A 24,891-nucleotide genomic window follows, 5' to 3' on the forward strand; every position below is an offset into this window, starting at 1 on the left:
CTGTGAGTGGGTGCTCAGGGATCTGGACGCCACCAACCAGCAGACGGGGGACATCCCCCGTCGCCAGGTTGCCTTACCGTTCGGATTCGTAAGCAAAAATGGCCGCAACCTCCGTAGTGCCCGATCGGATCCGCAGCTCACACAGCGAGCTGCGGGTTATCCATGCCAGTGATATTACCGTGGCATAAATAACCACCAATTTTAACAGGCCCCGTTTGTTCGGCATCATGCCTTCTTCTCCTTGCCTCGCGGCGGGTAAGAGGCTAACTTAACGTTGCTGGCGTTAGAGTAGGCCTCGGGTTGATGAATATCGACTCGGGGCTTTTCTCTTTGTACCTTTCACGCAGGCTCCAGACACAAAGATCCAGAGCACCCGCGCGCAGTATATTCATCCTCTCCGTTGTCGCGGTTCCTTTTTACTGACTCAATTTCATTTCTGAGCAGGCTTGCGCAAAGGCGTTGCAACAGACTGAAAATCGCCGCGCGGATGGCGACAAACGAAATAAAAAAAAGCGGCCCCAATTCGATGGGAGCCGCTTTTTCAGCGAGGCGAGGCCTGGCGTCAGGCGTGTTTCTTGGCCGCCTGCAGGTACAGCATCTCCAGACCCAACGTCGCCGCGGCCAGCGCGGTGATCTCGGACTGGTCATAAGCCGGCGCCACTTCCACTACGTCCATGCCGACGATGTTCAGCGACTGCATGCCACGCACCAGTTTCAGCGCGCGATCGGAGGTCAGGCCGCCGATCACCGGCGTGCCGGTGCCCGGTGCGAACGCCGGATCCAGACAGTCGATGTCGAAGGTCAGGTACACCGGCATATCGCCGACGATGCCTTTGATCTGCGTCAGCAGGTCGTCCACGCTGCGATCGTTCACCTGCGCGGCGTCCAGTACGGTAAAGCCGTTGTCATGATCGAACTCGGTGCGAATGCCGATCTGCACCGAGTGATGTGGATCGATCAGGCCTTCGTTCGGCGCATGGTAGAACATGGTGCCGTGGTCGAACTTGCTGCCGTTGGCGTAGGTATCGGTATGGGCATCGAAGTGCACCAGCGCCAGCTTGCCGAAATGCTTGGCGTGCGCGCGCAGCAGCGGCAGGGTGACAAAGTGGTCGCCACCGAACGAGAGCATGCGCTTACCGGCCTTCAGCAGTTTCTCCGCGTGCGCCTGCAGCTTGTCGCTCATGTCCTGCGCATCGCCGAAGTTGAACACGATGTCGCCGCAGTCAACCACATTCAGGCGATCGCGCAGATCGAAGCTCCACGGCCAACGATTGCCTTCCCAGGCCAGGTTGGTGGACACCTGACGAATGGCCGCCGGGCCATGACGGCCGCCGGCGCGGCCGGAGGTCGCCATGTCAAACGGAATGCCGGTGATGACCCACTCTGCATCGCTGTCGTAAGGCATGAAGTTCAGCGGAAAGCGCAGGAAACCAAAGGCGTTGGACACTAATGAATTATCGGACTGATGGCCTAAGGTGCTCATAGTAAACCCTCGTAGTTCAACAAGTTGCCGGGCGCAGACGCCGGGCCGTTACAAAAAAAAATCCCTCCCGCGTCGTTAGCCCGACGAGAAAGGGATTTATTCGATGTGTGTTTCGGTGCTACCGATGCAGCAGATTATGGCCGCATTTTGCTCATGCTTCAAGGGGGCCGATATCGCCCCCCTGAAGAGGGCGGTTACTCGTCTTCCAGATACGTGTAGCCGTACAGGCCGGCCTCAAACTCTTCCAGGAACTGCGCCTGCAGCTCGCTGTCCAGATCGGTTTCTTTGACCTGATCGCGGAATTTGGACAGCAGCGCGCTCGGATCGAGCTGCACGTACTCCAGCATGTCCGCCACGGTGTCGCCCTCGTCGGACAGCTCGGTCTCGACGCTGCCGTCCGGGAACACGTACACGTCAACCGAGGCGGTGTCGCCGAACAGGTTGTGCATGTTGCCGAGGATCTCCTGGTACGCGCCGACCATGAAGAAGCCCAGCGCCGGCGGGTTCTCCGGATCGTACGGCGGCATCGGCATGGTGGTCGCCACGCCGTCGCCGTCGACGTAATGGTCGATAGTGCCGTCGGAATCGCAGGTGATGTCGAGCAGCACCGCACGGCCTTCCGGCGGCTTATCCAGCCCTTCCAGCGGCAGCACCGGGAACAGCTGGTCGATGCCCCAGGCATCCGGCATCGACTGGAACAGCGAGAAGTTGACGTAGAACTTGTCCGCCATACGCTCTTGCAGCTCATCGATGATCGGGCGATGCGCGCGGTTGCTCGGATCGAGCTGCTGCTGGATCTTGTTGCAGATGTTCAGATACAGCTGCTCGGCCCAGGCGCGCTTGGTCAGGTCCAGCATGCCGTGCGCGTATTGGGTATGCACGTCGTGCAGATCCATCTGGCTGTCGTGCAGCCATTCGCGCAGCGAGCGGCGGTTCTCCGGCTCGTTCATTTCCAGCCAGGTTTCCCACATGCTTTCCAGCGCGCGCGGCGCGTCGGCTTCCGGCGGCTGCGGTTCGCTGAATTCGTTGCGCTCTACGCCGATCACGTTGGAGACCAGCACCGTATGGTGCGCGGTCACGGCGCGGCCGGACTCGGTGATCACCGTCGGGTGCGGCAGGCCGTGTTCGTTACAGGCGTCGCCGATGCCCCAAATCACGTTGTTGGCGTATTCGTTCAGGCCGTAGTTGACCGAGCAATCGGACTGCGAGCGGGTGCCTTCGTAGTCGACGCCCAAACCGCCGCCCACGTCGAAGCACTGAATGTTGACGCCCAGCTTGTGCAGTTCAACGTAGAAACGCGCCGATTCGCGCACGCCGGTGGCGATATCGCGAATGTTGGCCAGCTGCGAGCCCAGGTGGAAGTGCAGCAACTGCAGGCTGTCGAGACGGCCCGCTTCGCGCAGGGTCTCCACCAATTTCAGCACCTGTACCGCCGCCAGACCGAATTTGGATTTTTCGCCGCCGCTCGACTGCCATTTGCCGGAGCCTTGCGACGCCAGACGCGCACGCACGCCCAGGCGTGGTATGACGTTCAAGCGTTCAGCTTCTTCCAGCACCAGGTTGATCTCGGACATCTTCTCGATCACCAGGTACACCTTGTGCCCCAGTTTTTCCCCGATCAGCGCCAGGCGAATGTATTCACGATCTTTATAACCGTTACAGACGATCACCGAGCGGGTCATGCCGGCATGTGCCAGCACCGCCATCAGCTCGGCCTTGGAGCCGGCTTCCAGCCCCAGCGGTTCGCCGGAATTCACCAGCGATTCAATCACGCGGCGATGTTGGTTCACCTTGATCGGATACACCAGGAAATAGCCGCCCTGGTAACCGAAGGACTCGCGCGCGCGTTTGAACGCGGCGTTGATCGAACGCAGGCGATGCTGAAGGATCTGCGGGAAGCAGAACAGCGCCGGCAGACGTTGGCCGTCTTGCTGGCGCGTTTTCACCAGTTCTGCCAGATCGACGCGCGCCTGCGGGACATCCGGATCCGGGCACACGCTGATATGGCCCAGCTCGTTGACGTCATAGTAATTGTTGCCCCAGTAGGCGACGTTATAAGTACGCAGCATCTTGCTGGCATTACGATCATTCATGGCAACCTCCTGCATGGAGCGCAAAGATAAAGACTCGCCCGCAACCGGCGGACGGTGAATCAACAGATCATCAGACATGGTTCGCCTCACATTCCGTACTGACGAAACCGCCAGCCACTATCGCAGCTACAACCCGCGAGAACAACCCAACAAGCCGCGCCGGCGGCAGCGAAGAGAACTGCCGTTCGCGGTCAGCGATCGGTTTATCACTCATATAATTGTAAGACACCCTGTTCAAACCTCGTGAATCGGGCCAAGAAACATCCCACAGGAAGGCTGCAGGCTACCCTTGTTCAGTTCTTCAGACGACCGTTAGCCGGCCCGAGAATCCTGAGTAGCGACCAAGTGTTTATCGCACCTGGCAAGTGACAGAGAGACAAGACGGGAAATAGCAGAAGAATGTGCGCCAGAACGGCACTGCTGTTGGGAACCAACAACCGGTAGACAACGGATCATTAATCCAACCACCTCCACGCGCGCCGTTCGGAGTGAACGACCCAGCCTCTAAAATAGTGTAAGAACGTGACCGTTCGATGAAGCGGCGGCGCCACGGCGAACGCCCGCGACGGATAATAGCGCAATGCCGGCGAATGCAAAGCGGAAGTTTATCGTACCTTCCCCCACGCCAGACCGCCGTACTGTGCAGCAAATGAACCGCGCGCGCAGTTTATACCGGTAAGCAGGTGAAAAAGCAAAATGAAAATTCGCCGAACACTGTTTCAAGCGATGAAAATGGCGCCAACCCGTTTGCGCAAAAGAGCGAAAGCGCAAAAAATTACTGGCAATCTGGCTAAACCCTGACCTAAAATAGACGTCCAGATGTTAATCCATCTATACTGGTTAACTGATAAACTGCTTAACGGCTTTGCCTGAGGGGCGTTGCAGGATGCATCTCGCGCCATCAGCGGAAGACCCTTCGCTTCGATGCCGGATCTCCAGCGCTGTGCAGTAATTTCTAACCCGTCTTATGCAAGGTAAAGAACACAATGGCTAAACACCTCTTCACGTCCGAATCCGTCTCCGAAGGACATCCAGATAAAATCGCCGACCAGATCTCCGATGCCGTCCTCGACGCCATCCTGGAACAAGATCCGAAGGCGCGCGTCGCCTGCGAAACCTACGTGAAAACCGGCATGGTCCTGGTCGGCGGTGAAATCACCACCAGTGCCTGGGTCGATATCGAAGAGATCACCCGCAAGACCGTGCGCGAGATCGGCTACGTTCATTCGGACATGGGCTTTGACGCCAACTCCTGCGCAGTATTGAGCGCTATCGGCAAGCAATCACCGGATATCAATCAGGGCGTTGACCGTACCGATCCTCTCGAGCAGGGCGCCGGCGATCAGGGCTTGATGTTTGGCTACGCCACCAACGAAACCGACGTGCTGATGCCGGCTCCGGTGACCTACGCACACCGTCTGGTGCAGCGCCAGTCCGAAGTGCGTAAAAACGGCACCCTGCCGTGGCTGCGCCCGGACGCGAAGAGCCAGGTGACCTTCCAATACGACGACGGCAAAATCGTCGGCATCGACGCCGTCGTTCTGTCCACCCAGCATTCCGAAGAGATCGCGCTGAAAGATCTGCAAGAAGCGGTGATGGAAGAGATCATCAAGCCGGTACTGCCGGCGGAATGGCTGACGGCGGGCACCAAATACCACATCAACCCGACCGGCCGTTTCGTTATCGGCGGCCCGATGGGCGACTGCGGCCTCACCGGCCGTAAGATCATCGTCGACACCTACGGCGGCATGGCTCGCCACGGCGGCGGCGCCTTCTCCGGTAAGGATCCGTCCAAGGTTGACCGTTCCGCGGCTTACGCGGCGCGCTACGTGGCGAAAAACATCGTCGCCGCCGGCCTGGCCGATCGCTGCGAGATCCAGGTTTCTTACGCTATCGGCGTAGCGGAACCGACTTCCATCATGGTGGAAACCTTCGGTACCGAGAAAGTGCCAACCGAACAGCTGACGCTGCTGGTGCGCGAATTCTTCGATCTGCGCCCATACGGCCTGATCCAGATGATGGATCTGCTGCAGCCGATCTACCGCGAAACCGCCGCCTACGGCCACTTCGGCCGCGAGCACTTCCCGTGGGAAGCGACCGACAAAGCTGAGCTGCTGCGCGATGCCGCCGGCCTGAAATAAGCTCCGAGATCAACATGAAAAACGGCGAGCCAAGGCTCGCCGTTTTTTTTGAGCGGATGGGTGCTCCCGGATCAACGCATCGACTGCCAGCAAGCGGAGGCAAAGCCCCCGCCGCCGGGTTGCCTTACCGTTCGGATTCGTAAGCCAAAATGGCCGCAACCTCCGTAGTGCCCGATCGGATCCGCAGCTCACACAGCGAGCTGCGGGTTATCCATGCCAGTGATATTACCGTGGTACAAATAACCACCAATTTTAACAGGCTCCGTTTGTTCGGCATCATGCCTTCTTCTCCTTGCCTCGCGGCGGGTAAGAGGCTAACTTAACGTTGTCGTGCGTTAGAGTAGGCCTCGGGTTGATGAATATCGACTCGGGGCTTTTCTCTTTGTATCTTTCGCTCGGGCTCCAGAGACAAAGCTCCAGAGCACCCGCCCGCAGTATATTCATCTCACCACCACGCCTCGTGTTCCTTTTCGCACGCAATATCATTTTTGCGCAACCGCTCGCAGCGCCTTACAACACCATGAAAAATAAAAAAAGGCTCAGCGACGCTGAGCCTTTGATGGCAGAAAAAGCACGGCCGAGATGCCGATTACGACGTCTGCTTACGCAACAGATAAACGAAGTACGGCGCACCGATGAAGGTCGCCAGTAACCCGGCGGGGATCTGGTACGGGAACAGCAGCATCCGCCCGCACCAGTCGGCAAACACCATCAGCAAGCCGCCCAGCAGCGCGGCGATCACCATCTGCGGCAGCGCGCGGCGGAAGCCCAGCATGCGCGCCATATGCGGCGCCATCAGCCCGACAAAGCTCAGCGGCCCCACGGTCAGGGTCGCCATGGCGGTCAGCGTGGCGGCCAGCAACAGGATGGTCAATCGCGCAGGTGTCAAGGCGATCCCCACCGAACGAGCGGTAGCGCCGCCGAGCGGCAGGATGGTCAGCCAACGGCGGCACAGCGGCGCCAATACCATCAGGCCGGCGGCCACCAGCGCGGTGCGCAGCGCCTGCGCCGGCTCCACTGAATAGGTCGAGCCGGAGAGCCAGGTCAGCAAGCCCCCCATACGCGGATCGCCGCTGGCCAACAGCAGGAAGATGACGGTGGTAAAGGCGGTGCTGAGCGCGATACCGGCGAGCAACATGCGTTCCGTCGAGAAACCGCCGCGGCCGGCGGCGATCATGATGATCAGCAGCGTAACGGCCGCCCCCAGACTGCCGGCGGGCAGCAGCCAAACGAAGGCGTCGCCCGGCACCATAAACAGCATCATCACGACGCCAAAAGCGGCGCCGGAGCTGATGCCCAACACTTCCGGGCTGGCCATCGGGTTGCCGGTCAGCTTCTGGATCAGCGTGCCGGCGACCGCCAGCATCATGCCCGCAGCCAACGCCGACAGCACCCGCGGCCAGCGCCACGGCAGCAGGGAGTCCAGCTCCGCCCCCAGGCTCCAGTGCCAGTCGCCGGCGTTTTTGCCCAGCATCAGCGCCAGCGTCAGGCCGATCAGCAATACGAGGCCACCCAGCAGGATCCAGCCGGGCAGATTCCCGCGCTCGGCAGGCACCTTGTCGCCCAGGTTCATCGGCGGCGGCGTGGCGGCGCTGCGCAAACGCGGCAACAGCCACAGCAGCAGCGGCGCGCCGAACAGCGCGGTGGCCGCACCGGTCGGGATCTCGCGCCACACCTGCGTGACCCCGAGCATCACCTGATCGGTCAGCCACAGCAACAGCGCCCCCAGCAACGGCGCCAGCATCATGCGGTGCGCCAGACGGCGCGCGCCCAGCATCTTCGCCATCAGCGGCGCAAACAGACCGATAAAGCCGATAACGCCCACCGCGCTCACCAGCATGGCGCTGAAGATGATGGCCAGTCCCAGAGCGCAGAAGCGCGCCATCGACAGCCCCAGGCCCAGGTTGCGCGCCACGCCGTCGTCCAGCCCCAGCAGCGTCAGCGGGCGCAGCAATAGCGCCGCCAGCGCACTGGCCACCAGCAAACGCGGCAGGATAAACTGCACCGCGCTCCAATCCTGTTGGTTCAGCGCGCCGGTGCCCCACAGGAACATGCCCTGCAGCTGATCGTAATGAAACAGCGCCAGCAGGCTGTTGACCGCGCCGCAATACAACCCCAGCACCAGCCCGGCCAGAATCAGCGTCACCGGCGACATTCGCTTGCCCCAGGCGACGCCGAACACCAGCCCGCCCACCACAATCGCCCCCACCATAGCGGCCAACTGGCGGGTGAACTCGCCCCCCGGCAGCACCCACAGCGTGGCGATGGTCAGGCCGAGCTGCGCGCCGGCGGCCACGCCGAGCGTCGACGGTTCCGCCAACGGATTGCGCAACACCTGCTGGAACAGCACGCCAACCAACCCCAGACCGGCGCCGGCCAACAGCGACACCGTCAACCGCGGCAGCAGGCTGTAATGGAACAGCATTTGCCGCACGTCGTCGATGTCCGGCGCGCTCAGCGCCCGCGCCCATTGCGCCGGCGGCAGCTGCTGCACCAGGTTATATATCGTCAAACCGCCTGCCGCCGCCAGCAACAGCAGGATCAGCGTCAGCGGCAATTTCCGGATGCCCGCATTCATGACGCACTCTCCTGAGCTTGCGCCAACAGACGGCAGAAACGCATCGTCGACAGCGTAGCACCATAGAACCACACCGCCGGCACCTGCCGCAGCTGGTTTTGCCGCACGAAGGGCAACGACTGCCACAGCGGCGTCGCGCGGACCTTGTCCATCATCGCCTGATTACCGTGATCGAGATAAATGACCCGGGCGTTACGCACCGTGGCCAACCGTTCAATCCCCACCACCGCCGTGCCCCAAAAATCGGTTGGCTCCTGCCAGGCATTGCGAATGCCGAGTTGATCCATCGCTTCCTGGAACAGACTTTTCTGGCCGATGATCAGCGCATGGCGCGTGTCGATCAGCGAAAACAACAGCAGCGGTTGCCGGGTGTAGCTTTGCAGGCGCTGACGCGCGTCCTGCATAAAGCTGTCGAACTGCGCCAGGTGGTTTACCGCCCGGCTTTCTATGCCCAACCGCTGGCCCAGCGCGAGCAGCGACTGGCGGGCGACGGTCAGCGGTTTGCCGCTGCCGTCGTTGAAGCCGAAGCTCATGGTTGGCGCGATGGGTTGGATTTTGCGCGGCGTCGGGCCATAGCCTTGCGACAGCAACACCAGCGAAGGCCGAAGCTGCTGCAGCAGTTCGAGGTTCGGTTCGGTGCGCTGGCCGACGTCGACCACCGTCGCCGGCAGCGTCGGCTCCGCCACCCACAGGTTGTAGTTATGCACATCGGCCACCGCCAGCGGCGTCACGCCCAATGCCAACAGCAGCTCGATCGGCAACCATTCCAGCGCCGCAACGCGCGCGATATCCGGCGGCGCATCCGCCGCTCGGCCGGGCAACGAACCCAACAGCGGCGACAGAGCCAGCGCCATCAACAAACGGCGGCGCAGCGGATCGTGAGAAGAAGTGAATGCAGAGGACATCAGTAGACAAAACTCACCGGCGCGCCGCCGCTCGGATGCGGCAACGTGCCCATAGGAATACCGTAAATTTGCTCCAGCACCGGCCCCTGCATCAGCTCCAACGGGCCGCCCTGGGCGATCATTTCACCGCCGCGCAGCGCCACCAAATGGTCGCAGTAGCGCGCCGCCATGTTGATGTCGTGCAGTACGGCGATCACCGTGAGATCGCGTTCGCGGCTCAGGCGCTGGATCAGCGCCAGCACCTCGACCTGGTGCGCGATATCCAGCGCCGAGGTCGGTTCGTCGAGCAGCAGGCAGCGGCTGTCCTGCGCCACCATCATCGCCAGCCAGGCGCGTTGGCGCTCGCCGCCGGACAGGCTGTCCACCAGCCGGTTGGCGAACGGCTTCAAGCCCACCAGCTCGATGGCCTCTTCCACCTGTTGACGATCGTTGGCGCCAAAACGCCCCAGCGCGCCATGCCACGGATAACGGCCGACGGCCACCAGCTCGCGCACCGTCATGCCTTCCGCCGCCGGCAACTGCTGCGGCAGGTAGGCCACCTGGCGGGCGAAGGATTTGCTGTCCCACTGCGCCAACGGCTGCCGATTAAGCAAGACCAGACCGCCGCTGGGCGCATGGTGCCGCCCGAGCAGTTTCAACAGGGTGGATTTACCGGAACCGTTATGGCCGATCAGGCCGCAGACTTTGCCCTGGGGAAAACTGAGCGACAGCGGTTGCAGCAGCACCCGGCCGGGGACAGCGAAACTGGCGTTATCCAGCGCGAAGGTCGCGCCGGGATTAAGAAGTTTGTCCTGCATAGATCCTGCTTTGTCCGGGGCGACGCGGCGCCGCCCCGGCTATCCGGTTAGAAACGGAAGGTTGCGGTGGCGACCACCTGGCGTTCTGCGCCCCAGTAGCAGGCGTAGTCGCGGTAGCAGCTCGACACGTAGGTCTTGTCGAACAGGTTGTTGATGTTGACGCCCACGGACGAACCCGGCAGGCCAAAGCGCGCCAGATCGTATTTAATGGTCGCGTCCACCAGCGTGTAGTCCGGCACCTTGAAGGTGGAGTTATCGCTGTTGAAGCTCGAGCTGGAGCCGACGTAACGCACGCCGGAACCCAGCGTCAGGCCGCTCACCGCCGTTTCGTGGAAGGTATAATCCGCCCACAGCGACGCCATATGTTTCGGCACCTCGACGGTCGGTTTGCCCTGATAGGTATTGTCCTTGGTGTACTTCGCATCGGTATAGGTATAGGAGGCGATCAGGTTGACGTTGGCATTCAACGCCGCCTTGGCTTCCAGCTCCACGCCGCGCGAACGGATCTCGCCGCTCTGCACGCTGAACTGCGCGTTATCCGGATCCGGCGTCAGGTTGTTGTTCTTGGTCAGTTGGTACAGCGCGCCGGTCAGCACGATTGGGCGATCCTTCGGCACGTATTTCACACCGGCTTCATACTGCTTGCCGATCGAAGGTTTGAACGTACTGCCCCCTTGCGTCGTGCCCAAATTCGGCTCAAACGACTCGCTGTAGCTGAAATACGGCGTCACGCCGTTGTCGAACAGATAGTTCAGGCCTCCGCGCCAGGTGAACTGCCGGTCGGTCTGCTGGCTCGTCGAACTCGTATCGCGGTTATAAGCGGAAGTCTTCGCCCAGTCATAGCGCCCGCCCAGCGTCAGCAGCCACTGATTCCACTCCCCTTGCTCCTGCACATACAGGCCGGTTTGCTCCTGACGGTTCAGATAATGGTAGGGGAAGTTGATGTTGACCGCGTCATTCCCGTATTGCGGATGGGTCATGCTCAGCCCGTCCGCTGTGCCAAATGCGGCATTGATATCGTTACGCATGCGCATGTAGTCCACGCCGAACAACAGCGTGTGGTCGATATCGCCGGTTTTCACCTTCGCCTGCGCCTGAGTATCCACCGAGAAATTGTTCAGGTGCTCTTTCGACTGAACATAGGCGCGATTGATCGTCGTCGGCGTCGCAGCAGAAACGCCACTGCCATAAATGCTCTTCATATCGGTGTCCAACTGCAGATAGCGCAAGTTCTGGCGCACCGCCCAGGTATCGTTGAAGGCGTGTTCGAAACTGTACCCGATCATCCGCTGCTTGCGGGAGGTATAGTTGCTGGCTTCGCCTTCGTTGAAATCGGTCGGCAGTTTGCTGCCGTCCGGCAACGGGATCAGCGTGCCCTGCTTCGGCAGCCAGCCGTAATAACCGGTATAGGGATCGTTTTGAATGTTGGCCAGCAGCGTGAAGTTGGTCTTGTCATCCGGGCGCCAGCTAAAGGACGGCGCGATCGCATAGCGCTTCTCTTTGCTCATGTTTTGCTGCGCATCGCTGTCTTTCGCCAGGCCGGTCAGGCGATAGGAATAGATGCCCTGATCGTCCAGCGCGTCGCTGAAATCGAAACCGGTCTGGAACAGGTTATCGGTGCCCATCTTGAACTGGATTTCGCGCAGCGGCTCGGTGGTTGGCCGCTTGCTGACCAGGGCGACCAAACCGCCGGGGTTGCTTTTGCCGTACAGCACCGAGACCGGGCCGCGCAGCAACTCGGCGCGCTCGAGGAAATAAGGATCGATGGACGCTTCGCTGTAGTTGTCGCCCAGCAGCCGCAGGCCATCCAGATACTGGGTGGTGTTGGTAGCCGGGAAGCCGCGGATTGCCACCGCGTCATAGGTCGTGGAGCTGCCGCGGCTGGCGAATACGCCCGGCGCATAGGCCAGCGCGCCCTTCACCGTATCCGGCTGGCGCATATCCATCTCTTCACGCGTTACCACGGAAACGGACTGCGGGTTCTTCTCGATCGGCGTATCGGTTTTGGTGCCGGTGGCGCTGCGCTTGGCGACATAGGTGCCGACCGGCCCCCAGGCGCTTTCCTGCTGGGCGGTGTTGCTGCTGCCCACAACGGTAATCGTGTCTTCCTTGGCGGCCGGCTTGGCGTCGGCGGAAAAAGCCGGCATCGCCAGCGTGCCCAGCGCCGCGGCGACGGTGATCGCTAACGCACTGACGGGGAGACGGCTCTGCTTGGCCGCGGATGATGAAAGACGCTTGGTCAGCATGGTTGATTTCTCTGATGAATTATTAAATGACGAATGTAAACGATAATAATTATTATAAGCGTCGCATTTTATGCAGAAGCCAAATTAAACTGCAAGCCGAATTCATAGGGCAAATAGGTTAAGGATTAGGCGCTTAGCCTTACAGTTAACAGGGAAATAAAACGAGCGGAAAAATAAAAAAGCCCGCAACCAAGGTTACGGGCTTAATAACAAAGCAAAAATTTTCACCGGGGCGGGCGCCCCGGCATCGATTACTGACCGAACATATCCTTGATCCAGCCGGCGACGCCATCGCCATCTTTTTGCTCACCCGCCGCCGGTTGTTGCTGTTGCTGCTGTTGTTGCACCGCCGCCTGGCTGGCCTGACACAATCCCTGCGGATTGTCGGTCCAGACCGGGATGGTGCGCCAGCTGCCGCCGCCGCAGATAAAGTTGCCGGCGGAGTCGATGCTCATCTGGTTAATGCCTTCCGGCGGCTGCAGCATCAGCGGCAGCGGCGTCTGGTTTTCCAGATAGCGACGATACAGGGTCAACGCGCCGTTGGCGCCGGTCAGCTTGGCCGGGCCGTTGTTATCGCGCCCGACCCAGGCGATCGCCACTTCCTTGCCGTCGATGCCGGCGAACCAGCTGTCGCGCAGATCGTTGGTGGTACCGGTTTTCGCCGCCAGGTTGTAGTTCGGGAACTTCACCGACAGCGAGCGGGAGGTCCCGCGCGCCACGCCCTGCTGCATCGCGTACAGCGTCAGGTAAGCGGCCTGCGCCGGCACCATACGCTCCGCCTGCGGGAAGCTCTGGTACAGCACCGTGCCGTCTTCGGCGATCACCGAACGCACCGCCGACAGCGGCGCACGGTTACCGCCGCTGGCGATGGTCTGGTACTCCTGCGCCACTTCCATCGGCGTCAGGCCGATCGCCCCCAGCAGCATCGAAGGCACCGGGTTGATCTCCGCTTTCGGGATCCCCAGGCGTTGCAGCGTGGCGCTGATCTGATCCAGCCCGACCGACAGGCCGAGGTTCACCGTCGGCACGTTCAGCGAGTTGGCCAACGCATCCACCAGCATCACCTGACCGCGGAATTTGCGATCATAGTTGTTCGGCTGCCAGACGGCGCCGTTCGGCTGTTTCAGCGACAGCGGCGCATCCGCCAGCCAGGTGTTGAGGCGGTATTTATCCGGTTCGGACAGCGCGGTCAGATACGTCGGCGGCTTGGCCAACGAGCCGACCAGACGGCGCGCCTGCATGGCGCGGTTGAAACCGGCGAACTGCGGGTTGGCGCCGCCGACCATGGCGCGCACTTCACCGCTGAAGCGATCGACGATCACCATCGCCGCTTCCAGATCCTGCAGGTGACGCGCGGCGCGCAGCGCCGGGATGCCGTCTTCGACCGCTTTTTCCGCCGCGTCTTGCGACACCGGATCCAGCGTGGTGAAGATTTTCACCCCGGACAGGTCATTCACTTTATCGCCCAGCCTGGTTTGCAGTTCCTGACGCACCATCTGCATAAACGCCGGCTGTGGCGTAATGACGCCGCCTTTCGGCTGTACGCCCAGCGGACGCGCGCTCAGCATGTCATACAGCTCGCCGTCGATCACGCCCTGGTTCTGCAGCAGTTTGAGCACCAGGTTGCGGCGTTCCAGCGCCAGTTTCGGGTTACGCCACGGGTTGTACAGCGACGCGCCCTTGACCATGCCGACCAGCAACGCCTGCTGATCGAGGCTCAGCTCGTCCACCGGGCGGCCGAAGTAATACAGGCTGGCCAGCGGGAAGCCGCGGATCTGGTCGCTGCCGCTCTGGCCGAGATACACCTCGTTCAGATACAGCTCCAGAATGCGATCCTTGCTGTAACGGTAATCGACCAACAGCGCCATATAGGCTTCGTTGGCCTTACGCCACAGCGAACGTTCGTTGGTCAGGAACAGGTTCTTCACCAGCTGCTGTGTCAGGGTACTGCCGCCCTGCACCGCACGGCCGGCGGTCAGGTTGGCCAGCACCGCGCGGCCGATGGAGTACGGGCTGATGCCGTCATGCTCATAGAAGTGGCGGTCTTCCGTGGCGATCAGCGTATCCACCAACAGATCCGGGAAACCGGAGCGCGGCACGAACAGGCGCTGTTCACCGTTCGGCGACTGCAGCATGGTGATAAGACGCGGATCGAGGCGGAAGAAGCCGAAGCTGCGGCCGCTGTCCAGGTTTTCGATCTTCGCCAGGCGGTTGTTCTGGAAATCGAGGCGGGCGCGGATCTGCCCTTCTTTACCATCCGGGAAGTCGAACGGGCGGCGCAGCATCTCGATGCTGTTGGCCTGTACGGTAAACTCGCCCGGACGCGTCATGCGGCTGACCTGACGGTACTGCATGCCTTCCAGCAGGTTGACCATCTCCTTCTTGCTGTACGGCATGCCCGGTTCCAGGTTGACCATGCGACCGTACACCGCCGCCGGCAATTGCCAGACTTTGCCGTCGATGCGGCTGCGGATCTGCGAGTCCAGGTAGACGCCGTAGATCGCCAACAGGACGGCGAGCACCAGGATCAGTTTGATAATCAGGCCGAGCCAGCGGCGTTTTTTACGCGGCGGAGTCGCTTTTACCTTACGCGGCATGCGTTCCTCCTCCTCTTCATACTCATCATCGTCATACTCGTCTTCTTCGTAATCGTCATAATCGTCGTCTCGGCGACGGCGCGGCGGCTTGCGCGACGCGGTGCTTTTTGGTTGTTTTCCTTTGCGCCCGATGGGCTCGCGGTCATCCCCAGCCATGGCTGTTGTTCTCCGAGCTTGCCGACACTGCCGGCCATGATTAGTCGCTTAATCTGTGCCGACGCCGCAGCGCTGACCAGAAGAAACATCTGAATTCCAAACCTTGAATGATCGCGACCTACTGATATTTCTTCGTTCGGCGCGTCGGTACCGCCGTGGCCGGATCGTCCGGCCACACGTGTTTCGGGTAGCGGCCCTTCATCTCTTTTTGCACCTCGCGGTAGGCGCCTTGCCAGAAGGCCGCCAGATCGCCGGTGATTTGCAACGGCCGGTGCGCCGGTGAGAGTAACTCAAGCACCACCGGGATGCGACCCTCCGCCAACATCGGGCTGCGCTGCTCGCCGAACATCTCCTGCAAACGCACCGCCAGCGCCGGCGGTTTGCCGGCCTCATAACGGATCGGCAGGCGGCTGCCGGTCGGCACAGTGTAATGAGTGGGTAGCGCATTATCCAGCCGCTGCTTTTGCTGCCAGTCCAGCAGGCGGGACAACGCCTCGGCGAGGTTGACCTGCTTCAAGCCACGCAGATCGCGCACGCCGTTCAGCGACGGCAGCAGCCACTGATCCAGCGCCGCCAGCAGCGGCTCTTCATCCATCGCCGGCCACTCCGCCTCCGGCAGCCAGGCTTGCGCGCACTGCAGGCGCACCCGCAATTGTTCGGCGGCGCCCTCCCAGTTGAGCACCGCCAGCCCCTGCGCGCGCACCCAATCGAGCAGCGCCTGCTGCAGCTCTTCGTCCGCCGGTTTGGCCAGCGGCTGGGCACGCAGCGTCAGACGGCCGATCTGCTGGCGCTTCCAGGCGCGCAGCGTGCCCTTCTCTTCATCCCATTCCACCGCCGTGCGCTGCATGACCATCGTCGGCAGCTGCGCCGCCAGCGCTTCGATGTCCACCGGCAACGCCAACAGGATACGCGCATCGGGGCTGTTGTGGCCCTGCAACAGGCTGGGGGCGATCAGCCAGGGCGCGCGCGACAGCGCCTCATCCTGGTTCATCGCCGCCCCCATGCCGTTAGCCAGCAAGTAGCGGCCGTCCTGACCACGGCGCTGGGCGATGCGATCGGCAAATGCCGACGCCAACAGGTGCGGTGCCAACTCGACGTCGACTTGCCCCGCACGTTGCGGCAGGCGTTTGGCCAACTGCGCGGCACGCTGCCGCCAGTTCGCTTGCGGGCGGCTCAGCCAATAACCGATATCCATCTGCCCACCGCGCGGCGGTTCTTCCAGCAACGCCGCCAACAACGCCGCCGTCGCCAGGCCGTCGGCGCTCAGCGTCGCGCCGGCGACCAGCATCGCCGCCAGCCGCGGCTCGCATCCCAACGCGGCCATCTGGCGCCCCGGCGCGGTGAGTTTGTCGCCGTCATCCGTAGCCCCCAACCGGCGCAACAACGCCCTGGCCGCCGCCAATGCCGCCGCCGGAGGCGCATCAAGCCAGGTCAGCTGCGCCGGATCGTAGCAACCCCACTGCAACAATTCGAGCCAGAAGCCGGTGAGATCGCTCTGTAAAATATCCGGTTCGGCATGTTCCGCCGCGCGTTCCGCCTGTTCTTTGGCGAACAGATGCCAGCAAAGGCCCGGCTCCAGGCGCCCGGCGCGCCCGGCACGCTGCACCATCGAGGCCTGACTGATGCGCTGCGTCGCCAGCCGCGTCAAACCGTTGCGCACGTCGTAACGCGCCACGCGCTCCAGGCCGCTGTCCACCACCAGCCGAATGCCCTCGATCGTCAGGCTGGTTTCGGCGATGTTGGTCGCCAGCACCACCTTGCGGCGGCTAGGCGCCGCCGGCTGAATCGCTTTTTGCTGTTGCGCCAGAGGCAAGGCACCATACAGCGGGCAAAGATCGGTATCGCTCGCCACCTCGCCGCTCAATCGCTCCAGCACCCGATTGATCTCCGCCACGCCCGGCAGGAACAGCAGCAAAGATCCCGGCTGTTCGGCCAGCAACCGCTTCACCGCCGCCGCTACGCCGTCCTCCAGCCGCTGATGGCTGGCCAACGGCTGATACAGGCGTTCAACCGGGAAACTGCGCCCCTCAGACACCACTACCGGCGCTTCCGGCAGCAACTGCGACAGGCGAGCGTTATCCAAGGTGGCCGACATGATCAGCAGCTTCAGATCGTCGCGCAGCCCTTGCTGCACGTCGAGCAGCAACGCCAGCGCCAAATCGGCCTGCAGGCTGCGTTCATGGAACTCATCGAGGATCACCAACGACACACCCTGCAGCTCGGCATCCTGCTGCAGCATGCGGGTGAGAATGCCTTCCGTCACCACTTCCAGTCGGGTTTGCGGCCCGCTTTTGCTTTCGGCGCGCATGCGGTAGCCCACGGTCTGACCAGGCTCCTCCCCCAGTTGCTGCGCCAGGCGATAGGCGACATTTTTCGCCGCCAGCCGCCGCGGCTCCAACATGATAATGCGCCCCGGCAACCCGGCCTTAGCCAGGATCTGCAGCGGCAACCAGGTGGATTTACCGGCGCCGGTCGGGGCGTGCAACAGCACCTGCGGGGCAGACTGCAGCGCAGCCAGCAACTCATCGAGCACCGCGCTGACGGGCAATGAAGACACTGAATTCTCCGTAGTGGTTAGCGTTAAACGGCGTACAGTGTAGCATTAGCTTTGTCCCCGTAGCCTTTCAAACTGCGGCGTCGTTAGCTATAGTACGGAGCTCATTCGTGCGCCGCGCCGCTCGCGGGGCCGCTGCCAGTAACGTTTACCGCTGTTCCCGACCGTTTTGTCATGCATTTGCCGAGTCCTTATGTCCAATTCGCGCCGCCTGTTTTTCGCCCTGTCCTTGCCTGACGCCCTGCAACAGCAGGTGGTCCGCTGGCGCGCCGAGGCGTTTGCGCCGGAGGCCGGCCGGCCGGTGGCGGCGGCCAATTTGCACCTGACGCTGGCGTTTCTCGGCGAGGTCAGCGCGCAGAAAGAGCTGGCGCTGCGCAAACTGGCCGGCCGCATCGTACAACCCGGGTTCAGCATGCGGCTCGACGATCTCGGCCATTGGCCGCGCCCCGGCGTGGTCTGGCTCGGCACCCGCCGCGCGCCGCGCGGGCTGCTGCAGCTGGCCGAGCTGCTGCGTTCGCAGGCCGCACGCAGCGGCTGCCATCAAAGCGCGCTGCCGTTCCATCCGCACATCACGCTGCTGCGCGCCGCCACCCAGCCGGTGGCGCTCCCGCCGGCGACGCCGGGCTGGGCGTTCAGCGCCGACGCCTTTTCCTTATATGAGTCGGTGTTCGAAAACGGCCGCACCCGCTATCAACACCTCGAACAGTGGCCGCTGGCCAAACAGGCATCCGCATGATTTTCTCTCCACCGCTGCGTTCCGCCACGCTGATCAAACGTTACAAACGCTTTCTGGCGGACGTGATCACCCCGGAAGGGGAAACCTTTACGCTGCACTGCGCCAATACCGGCGCAATGACCGGCTGCGCCACGCCCGGCGACACCGTTTGGTACTCCACCTCGGACAATCCCAAGCGCAAATACGCCCACAGTTGGGAGCTGACCCATACCCAACAGGGGCACTGGATCTGCGTCAATACCCTGCGCGCCAACGCGCTGGTGCGCGAGTCAGTTGAACATAATTTAATCAATGAATTATCCGGTTACAGTAAAATCAGCGGCGAGGTGAAATACGGCGGTGAAAACAGCCGTATCGATTTGTTATTACAGGCAGAAAATCGGGTTAACTGCTATATTGAAGTTAAGTCAGTCACATTACTGCAACAACAACGTGGTTACTTTCCTGATGCGGTAACGCTCAGAGGGCAAAAGCACCTGCGTGAGTTGCTCAGCGTGGTTGAAAGCGGGCAACGGGCGGTGTTGTTCTTTGCCGTGTTACACAGCGGTATTGAGCAGGTCGCACCGGCACATCATATAGATGAGCGCTATGCGGCGCTGTTGGCACAGGTCCGGCAGTTGGGAGTGGAAGTGGTTTGCTACGGGGCAAAGTTATCACCTGACGGTATTTATCTCTGCGATAAGCTGCCGTTTTTTATCGATTAGCGCAGTCGGGTCCCTATAAATAGACAACCGGCCAGCACGATCGCCAAATACGCCCTCCTTCACACGATTGTCAAGCGGGCGACAGGAATAATTGCCAACCTACCTTCCTTCTGTTATTTATAGCGGCCTGTTTTTCCCCCGCATTGGGGATTCGATAGTGCGTGTGTATGTAGGAGAAGCAACATGCAAGAAGGGCAAAACCGTAAAACCTCGTCCTTGAGCATTCTCGCCATCGCTGGGGTGGAGCCGTACCAAGAGAAGCCGGGCGAAGAGTACATGAACGACGCCCAGTTGTCGCATTTCAAGCGCATTCTTGAAGCGTGGCGCAACCAGCTCAGGGACGAAGTGGACCGTACTGTATCGCATATGCAAGAAGAGGCAGCCAACTTCCCTGATCCGGCCGACCGTGCCACTCAGGAAGAAGAGTTCAGCCTTGAACTGCGTAACCGTGACCGTGAACGCAAACTGATCAAAAAGATCGAGAAAACGCTGAAGAAAGTGGAAGACGATGATTTCGGCTACTGCGAATCTTGTGGCGTGGAGATCGGTATTCGTCGCCTCGAAGCGCGTCCGACCGCCGATCTGTGCATCGACTGCAAGACGCTGGCTGAGATCCGCGAAAAGCAGATGGCCGGCTAATACCGCTACTCTAAATGATTGGAGCTGCATCAAGGCGGCAAGAATGCGCATCCCGATGAGCTTACTCAAGTAAGTGATTCGGGTAAGCAGGCGCAGCTAACACAGATGCAGTTTCAAGCATAACGAGTATGTTACCGCTGCGGCGTGCGCATCCCGTGCGCCGCACAGAGAAAAGGGAACCTCTCCCCTCTGATATGCAAGAAAGTCATTATGTGGGGCGCTTTGCCCCATCGCCTTCCGGGGATCTGCATTTCGGTTCGCTGATTGCCGCTCTGGGAAGCTACCTTCAGGCTCGCGCCCAACGCGGGCAGTGGCTGGTTCGCATCGAAGATATCGACCCGCCGCGTGAAGTCCCCGGCGCCGCCGCTCGCATCCTGTCCGCGCTGGAACATTATGGTCTCCACTGGGACGGCCAGGTCATCTATCAATCCCAACGTCACGACGCCTATCGCGCCGCGCTGGATCTGTTGCAGCGCCAGGGGCTCAGCTATTACTGCACCTGCACCCGCAGCCGCATCCAGCAAATCGGCGGATTGTACGACGGCCACTGCCGCGATTTGCAGCTCGGCCCGCAGGGTGCCGCTATCCGCTTGCGTCAGACCGCCCCCGTTTACCGGTTCCACGATCGCCTGCAGGGAGAATTGCACGCCGATCCGGCGCTGGCGGGGGAGGACTTTATCATTCGCCGCCGCGATGGGCTGTTCGCCTACAACCTGGCGGTGGTGATCGACGACCATTTTCAGGGCGTGACCGAGATTGTCCGCGGCGCCGATCTGATCGAACCGACGGTGCGCCAAATTGCCCTCTACCGCCAGCTGCAGGCGCCGGTACCCGCCTATGTGCATCTGCCGCTGGCTCTGGGCGCCAACGGCATCAAGCTGTCGAAGCAAAATCATGCGCCGGCGTTGCCCGCCGGCGATCCGCGGCCGGTGCTGATCGCCGCGCTGAAATTTCTGCGCCAACCGCTGCCGGAAAGCTGGCAAGATCTTGACCTGCCATTATTATTGAGCTGGGCGATCGAACACTGGCGGTTGGAAAACGTGCCGCGTCAGGAGGCTATCTCTCTGGATGAAAACACGCCGGCATTCTCAAAGGAGCCATGGTGAGCTATGATTAGCCGCTATTTTTTGTTAGCTCCATTTTTATCAGTCACTATCGAGGTGTACCATTTTTACCCGAGTAGCCAACTTCTGTCGTAAGGTACTGACCCGCGATGACAAGCTGCCCCGCGACGACGCGGCGGCCGGCGATAAAAACGTAGTCCGCGAAGAGCGTGCCGCGGCGCCAAGCCGCCCTGCGCCGCAGCCGCGCGCCGCCGATAACGGCAGCAACGCCCCTGCCCGCCGCTCAACGCCGCGTAAGCGTCCGCCTTTTCCTATCGCCGAGAGCAACGACTCGATGACCGTGATCCCGCGCGAACAGCACTCGATCTCCCGTAAAGACATCAGCGAAAATGCGCTGAAAGTGCTTTATCGCCTGAACAAGTCCGGCTACGAGGCTTATCTGGTCGGCGGCGGGGTGCGCGATCTGTTGCTCGGCAAAAAGCCGAAAGACTTCGACATCACCACCAACGCCACGCCGGAGCAAGTGCGCAAGCTGTTCCGCAACTGCCGCCTGGTCGGCCGCCGTTTCCGCTTGGCGCACGTGATGTTCGGGCCGGAGATCATCGAAGTGGCCACCTTCCGCGGTCACCACGAACAGAATCAGGAATCCGACAAGAATTCCTCCCAGCAGGCGCAAAACGGCATGTTGCTGCGCGACAATATCTTCGGTTCGATCGAGGAAGACGCCCAGCGCCGTGATTTCACCATCAACAGCCTGTACTACGGCGTGGCGGATTTCACCCTGCGCGATTACGTCGGCGGCCTGAACGATCTGAAGCAAGGCGTGATCCGCCTGATCGGCGATCCGGAAACCCGCTACCGCGAAGATCCGGTGCGCATGCTGCGCGCGGTGCGCTTCGCCGCCAAGCTGGACATGCGCATCAGCGAAGAGACCGCCGAGCCGATCCCGCGCCTGGCCTCGCTGCTGCATGAGATCCCGCCGGCGCGCCTGTTCGAAGAATCCCTCAAGCTGCTGCAGGCGGGTTACGGTTTCCAGACCTACCTGAAGCTGTGCGAATACCAGCTGTTCCAACCGCTGTTCCCGCTGATCGCCCGTAACTTCACGCCGAACCACGATACGCCGATGGAGCGCATTCTGGTGCAGGTGCTGAAGAACACCGATCACCGTCTGCAGAACGACATGCGCGTCAACCCGGCGTTCCTGTTCGCCGCCATGCTGTGGTACCCGCTGCTGGAGCACGCGCAGAAGCTGGCGCAGGAAAGCGGCCTGGCCTACTACGACGCCTTCGCGCTGGCGATGAACGACGTGCTCGACGAGCAGTGCCGCTCGCTGGCCATCCCGAAACGCATCACCACGCTGGTGCGCGATATCTGGCAGCTGCAGCTGCGCCTGTCCCGCCGCCAGGGCAAACGCGCGCACAAACTGATGGAGCATCCGAAATTCCGCGCCGCCTATGATTTGCTGGCGCTGCGTGCGGAAGTGGAAGACAATCAGGAAATGTTGCGTCTGGCCGAGTGGTGGGGCGAGTTCCAGGACGCCACGCCGGCGCGGCAGAAAGCCATGCTGAGCACCCTGGGTGACGATCCGGCGCCGCGCCGCGCGCGCCAACGCCGCCCTCGCCGCCGGGCACCGCGTAAAGAAGGGGCATAATGATCCGCGTTTATATCGCGCTGGGCAGCAACCTGGCGCAGCCGCTGCAACAGGTTAACGCCGCGCTGGAGGCGCTGGAGCATCTCCCGCGCACCCGGCTGGTCACCTGTTCTTCGTTTTACCGCACCAAGCCGCTGGGGCCGCAAAACCAGCCGGACTTTCTCAATGCGGTGGTGGCACTGGATACCCTGTTGCCGCCCGAACAGCTGCTCGACCATACCCAGGCGATAGAACGCAATCAGGGACGCGTGCGCAAGGATGAACGCTGGGGGCCGCGCACGCTCGATCTGGACATCATGCTGTACGGCGACAAGGTGATCCATACCGATCGCCTGACGGTGCCGCATTATGGCCTGAAAGAGCGCGAATTCATGCTCTACCCGCTGGCAGAAATCGCCCCCGATCTGATTTTCCCCGATGGCGAACCGCTCGCCAGCTGCCTCAAGCGCGTGCCGGAAAACGGCATGGCGCTGTGGCACTCGCCAAAACCGAAATCCTGACCCGCCTACAGCGCCAACCGCGCGACAAATCCCCCCGCCGGGCGATTGGCGAAACTGACCTGTAAACCATGCAAGCCGGCAATACGCTGTACGATCGAGAGCCCCAGCCCGCTGCCGGTTTGCTCCTGTCCCGGCGGGCGATAGAAGCGCTCTCCGAGCCGTGCCAGATGCTCCGTGGTGACACCCGGACCGTCGTCCTCCACCGTCAGCGAACGTTCGCTCAACGTCACGGTGACGACGCCGCCCTGCGGGGTGTAGCGCACCGCGTTGTCCAGCAGATTGCGCAACAGCAGCGACAGCAGCAAGGTTTCTCCCTGACGCGGCGGCGGCTTTCCCCGATGTTCATAGCGTAGCGTCACGCCCGCCGCATGCGCCTGCCGGTCCTGTTCCGCCAGGGTCATCGTCACCAGATTGTTCCAGTCTATCGGCGCCAGTTCGGCCAGATCCGACAGCGAATCCAGCCGCGACAGCGTCAACAGCTGATCCACCAGCCGGGTGGCGCGATCGATGCCGACCGTCAGGTTGTCCAGCGCGTGCTCGCGCATCGGCGCATCGTCCCCCGCCAACTGCACCACTTCGGTCTGCACCCGCAATGCTGCCAGCGGGCTGCGCAATTCGTGCGCGGCATCGGAGGTGAAGCGTCGCTCCCGCACCAGCAACGCATTGATGCGGGCAAACAGCGCATTGAGCGCATCCACCAGCGGGCGCACCTCGGTCGGCACCTGGCGCGCGTCCAGCGGCGTCGCATCATCGGGCGCGCGCCGGCGCAAACCGGCGGCTACCGTGCGCAATGGCCGCAGCTCGCGCCCGACCATCAGCGCGATCAGCAGCATCAGCACCGGCAGCGTCACCAGCCAGGGCACCAGTTGGCCGGTCACCATGCCCAGCGCCATATCGCGCCGGTAATCCCACTCCTGGCCGACCACGATGCGGTAGCGCCCGTCCGGGCTGGTCAGCCACACCAGGCGCCAGCTGTCGTCATCGCCTTTGCGCTCGCCGTCGGTAAAACCCTCACGCTCCCCGTCAAACAGGAAGTCGGCGCCGTTCTCGCCGTCGTTGAGCAGCATCTTGCCCTGGCGATCGAAGATGGCGAACGCCAGCGCGTCGTCGTCCTGCTCGCCGCGCTGGCCGTGATGCACCAGCTTCTTGGTTTTCGGCAGGCTGCGCGCGCTTTCATCGGCCAACAGATCGCCGAGGTTGGCGGTCGCCAGCCGCTTGGCGAACAGCATCTGCTGGGTGTCGAACACTTCGTTGATGGTGTTGCGCGACATCACCCAGGCCACCACGCTGGCGGTGCACCAGGTCAGCAGCGCCAGCAGGCTGAAGATCAGGATCAGGCGCAGCCGCAGGCTGAGACGCTTCACGGCGCATCCCCCAGCGTGTAACCCACGCCGTGGATGGTACGGATGAAGCCGTTACCCAGCTTGCGCCGCAGGTGGTGAATATGCACCTCCACCGCGTTACTGCTCACTTCGTCGTCCCAGTTGTACAGTTTCTCCTGAATCAACGGCCGCGCCAGCACGCGCCCTTTGTTGTGCAGAAACAGCTCCAGTACCGCCAATTCGCGCGGCGTCAGCGTCACCGGCTCACCGTTGCAGCTCACGCTGCGGGTGGCGCTGTCGAACACCACGTTGCCATGCGTCAGCTGCGGCATCAGTTGGCCGTGGCGACGGCGGATCAGCGCCTGCAGGCGCGCCGCCACTTCGGCCAGCGCGAACGGCTTGCACAGATAATCGTCGGCACCGCTTTGCAGCCCGCTGACCCGCTGCTCCAGCGCATCGCGGGCGGTGAGGATCAGCACCGGCACGTCCTGCCCGGCCTGGCGCCACTGGCGCAGCAGATCCAGGCCGTCGAGGCCCGGCAGGCTGAGATCGAGGATCACCGCGTCGTACGGCGCGCTGTCCAGCGCATTTTTGCCGACGGCGCCGTCGGTGAACCAGTCCAGATTGAAGCCGAGTTTGGTCAGCCCGGCCTTGATGCCGTCCCCGATCAGTTTGTCATCTTCGATCAACAGAATTCGCATGAGTATCCCTTTTGAGTCTTGGCG

General features: G+C 61.9%; 19 protein-coding genes. 7 read left to right on the forward strand and 12 right to left on the reverse strand.

The genetic code is table 11. From position 1 onward, the window contains the following. Positions 1-73 precede the first annotated feature (73 nt). From ACJ8PN_RS13420 to speA, 3 genes are all read right to left on the reverse strand, one after another. Positions 74-229: a Hok/Gef family protein gene (locus ACJ8PN_RS13420; protein WP_442535004.1), complete on the reverse strand. Its 156-nt coding sequence runs from the start codon at positions 227-229 to the stop codon at positions 74-76. A gap of 333 nt (positions 230-562) precedes the next feature. Next, positions 563-1,483: an agmatinase gene (speB, locus tag ACJ8PN_RS13425; protein WP_004937606.1), complete on the reverse strand. Its 921-nt coding sequence runs from the start codon at positions 1,481-1,483 to the stop codon at positions 563-565. 194 nt (positions 1,484-1,677) lie between these two features. Continuing rightward, the gene (speA, locus tag ACJ8PN_RS13430) at positions 1,678-3,654 is read right to left on the reverse strand and encodes a biosynthetic arginine decarboxylase (protein ID WP_004937600.1); all 1,977 of its coding nucleotides are present in this window, start codon (positions 3,652-3,654) and stop codon (positions 1,678-1,680) included. 908 nt (positions 3,655-4,562) lie between these two features. Here speA and metK point away from each other — a divergent pair. Beyond that, complete coding sequence (gene metK, locus ACJ8PN_RS13435) at positions 4,563-5,717, forward strand: methionine adenosyltransferase (RefSeq protein WP_171454728.1); 1,155 nt, start codon at positions 4,563-4,565, stop codon at positions 5,715-5,717. A gap of 124 nt (positions 5,718-5,841) precedes the next feature. Here the strand turns inward: metK and ACJ8PN_RS13440 are convergent, their stop codons facing one another. From ACJ8PN_RS13440 to hrpB, 7 genes are all read right to left on the reverse strand, one after another. Then, on the reverse strand, positions 5,842-5,994 hold the full coding sequence (locus ACJ8PN_RS13440) for a Hok/Gef family protein (RefSeq protein ID WP_171455108.1): 153 nt from the start codon (positions 5,992-5,994) through the stop codon (positions 5,842-5,844). A gap of 312 nt (positions 5,995-6,306) precedes the next feature. Further along, the gene (gene fhuB, locus ACJ8PN_RS13445) at positions 6,307-8,295 is read right to left on the reverse strand and encodes a Fe(3+)-hydroxamate ABC transporter permease FhuB (protein WP_171454729.1); all 1,989 of its coding nucleotides are present in this window, start codon (positions 8,293-8,295) and stop codon (positions 6,307-6,309) included. Beyond that, a complete protein-coding gene (gene fhuD, locus ACJ8PN_RS13450) occupies positions 8,292-9,200 on the reverse strand; it encodes a Fe(3+)-hydroxamate ABC transporter substrate-binding protein FhuD (RefSeq protein ID WP_442535005.1) in 909 nt (302 codons plus the stop codon). The genes fhuB and fhuD overlap by 4 nt, the downstream gene beginning before the upstream one ends. Next, a complete protein-coding gene (fhuC, locus tag ACJ8PN_RS13455; protein ID WP_442535006.1) occupies positions 9,200-9,997 on the reverse strand; it encodes a Fe3+-hydroxamate ABC transporter ATP-binding protein FhuC in 798 nt (265 codons plus the stop codon). The genes fhuD and fhuC overlap by 1 nt, the downstream gene beginning before the upstream one ends. Positions 9,998-10,044: 47 nt before the next feature. Beyond that, positions 10,045-12,243, reverse strand: a complete 2,199-nt coding sequence (fhuA, locus tag ACJ8PN_RS13460; protein WP_171454732.1) for a ferrichrome porin FhuA — start codon at positions 12,241-12,243, stop codon at positions 10,045-10,047. 251 nt (positions 12,244-12,494) lie between these two features. Next, a complete protein-coding gene (gene mrcB, locus ACJ8PN_RS13465; RefSeq protein ID WP_016930056.1) occupies positions 12,495-14,996 on the reverse strand; it encodes a bifunctional glycosyl transferase/transpeptidase in 2,502 nt (833 codons plus the stop codon). A 118-nt stretch (positions 14,997-15,114) separates the two neighbouring features. Further along, a complete protein-coding gene (gene hrpB / locus ACJ8PN_RS13470) occupies positions 15,115-17,553 on the reverse strand; it encodes an ATP-dependent helicase HrpB (RefSeq protein ID WP_442535007.1) in 2,439 nt (812 codons plus the stop codon). 190 nt (positions 17,554-17,743) lie between these two features. Here hrpB and thpR point away from each other — a divergent pair, with 190 nt between their 5' ends. The 6 genes from thpR (at position 17,744) to folK (ending at position 22,844) form a co-directional block, all read left to right on the forward strand. After that, complete coding sequence (thpR, locus tag ACJ8PN_RS13475; protein ID WP_004937575.1) at positions 17,744-18,286, forward strand: RNA 2',3'-cyclic phosphodiesterase; 543 nt, start codon at positions 17,744-17,746, stop codon at positions 18,284-18,286. Beyond that, on the forward strand, positions 18,283-18,990 hold the full coding sequence (gene sfsA / locus ACJ8PN_RS13480) for a DNA/RNA nuclease SfsA (RefSeq protein ID WP_351108353.1): 708 nt from the start codon (positions 18,283-18,285) through the stop codon (positions 18,988-18,990). Before thpR ends, sfsA begins: the two co-directional genes overlap by 4 nt. 183 nt (positions 18,991-19,173) lie before the next feature. Continuing rightward, positions 19,174-19,629: an RNA polymerase-binding protein DksA gene (dksA, locus tag ACJ8PN_RS13485; protein WP_004937569.1), complete on the forward strand. Its 456-nt coding sequence runs from the start codon at positions 19,174-19,176 to the stop codon at positions 19,627-19,629. 194 nt (positions 19,630-19,823) lie between these two features. Next, positions 19,824-20,735 (forward strand): tRNA glutamyl-Q(34) synthetase GluQRS, encoded by a 912-nt coding sequence (gene gluQRS / locus ACJ8PN_RS13490; RefSeq protein WP_437189648.1) that lies wholly within the window; start codon positions 19,824-19,826, stop codon positions 20,733-20,735. A 61-nt stretch (positions 20,736-20,796) separates the two neighbouring features. Beyond that, positions 20,797-22,344 (forward strand): polynucleotide adenylyltransferase PcnB, encoded by a 1,548-nt coding sequence (gene pcnB, locus ACJ8PN_RS13495; RefSeq protein WP_071591451.1) that lies wholly within the window; start codon positions 20,797-20,799, stop codon positions 22,342-22,344. Further along, the gene (gene folK, locus ACJ8PN_RS13500) at positions 22,344-22,844 is read left to right on the forward strand and encodes a 2-amino-4-hydroxy-6-hydroxymethyldihydropteridine diphosphokinase (RefSeq protein WP_004937558.1); all 501 of its coding nucleotides are present in this window, start codon (positions 22,344-22,346) and stop codon (positions 22,842-22,844) included. Before pcnB ends, folK begins: the two co-directional genes overlap by 1 nt. Positions 22,845-22,849: 5 nt before the next feature. Here the strand turns inward: folK and qseC are convergent, their stop codons facing one another. Then, positions 22,850-24,208 (reverse strand): quorum sensing histidine kinase QseC, encoded by a 1,359-nt coding sequence (gene qseC / locus ACJ8PN_RS13505; protein ID WP_442535008.1) that lies wholly within the window; start codon positions 24,206-24,208, stop codon positions 22,850-22,852. Further along, the gene (gene qseB, locus ACJ8PN_RS13510; RefSeq protein WP_004937550.1) at positions 24,205-24,867 is read right to left on the reverse strand and encodes a quorum sensing response regulator transcription factor QseB; all 663 of its coding nucleotides are present in this window, start codon (positions 24,865-24,867) and stop codon (positions 24,205-24,207) included. The genes qseC and qseB overlap by 4 nt, the downstream gene beginning before the upstream one ends. Positions 24,868-24,891 lie beyond the last annotated feature (24 nt).

This window comes from Serratia sp. CY76391, assembly GCF_052166695.1.
Taxonomy (GTDB): domain Bacteria; phylum Pseudomonadota; class Gammaproteobacteria; order Enterobacterales; family Enterobacteriaceae; genus Serratia; species Serratia nematodiphila.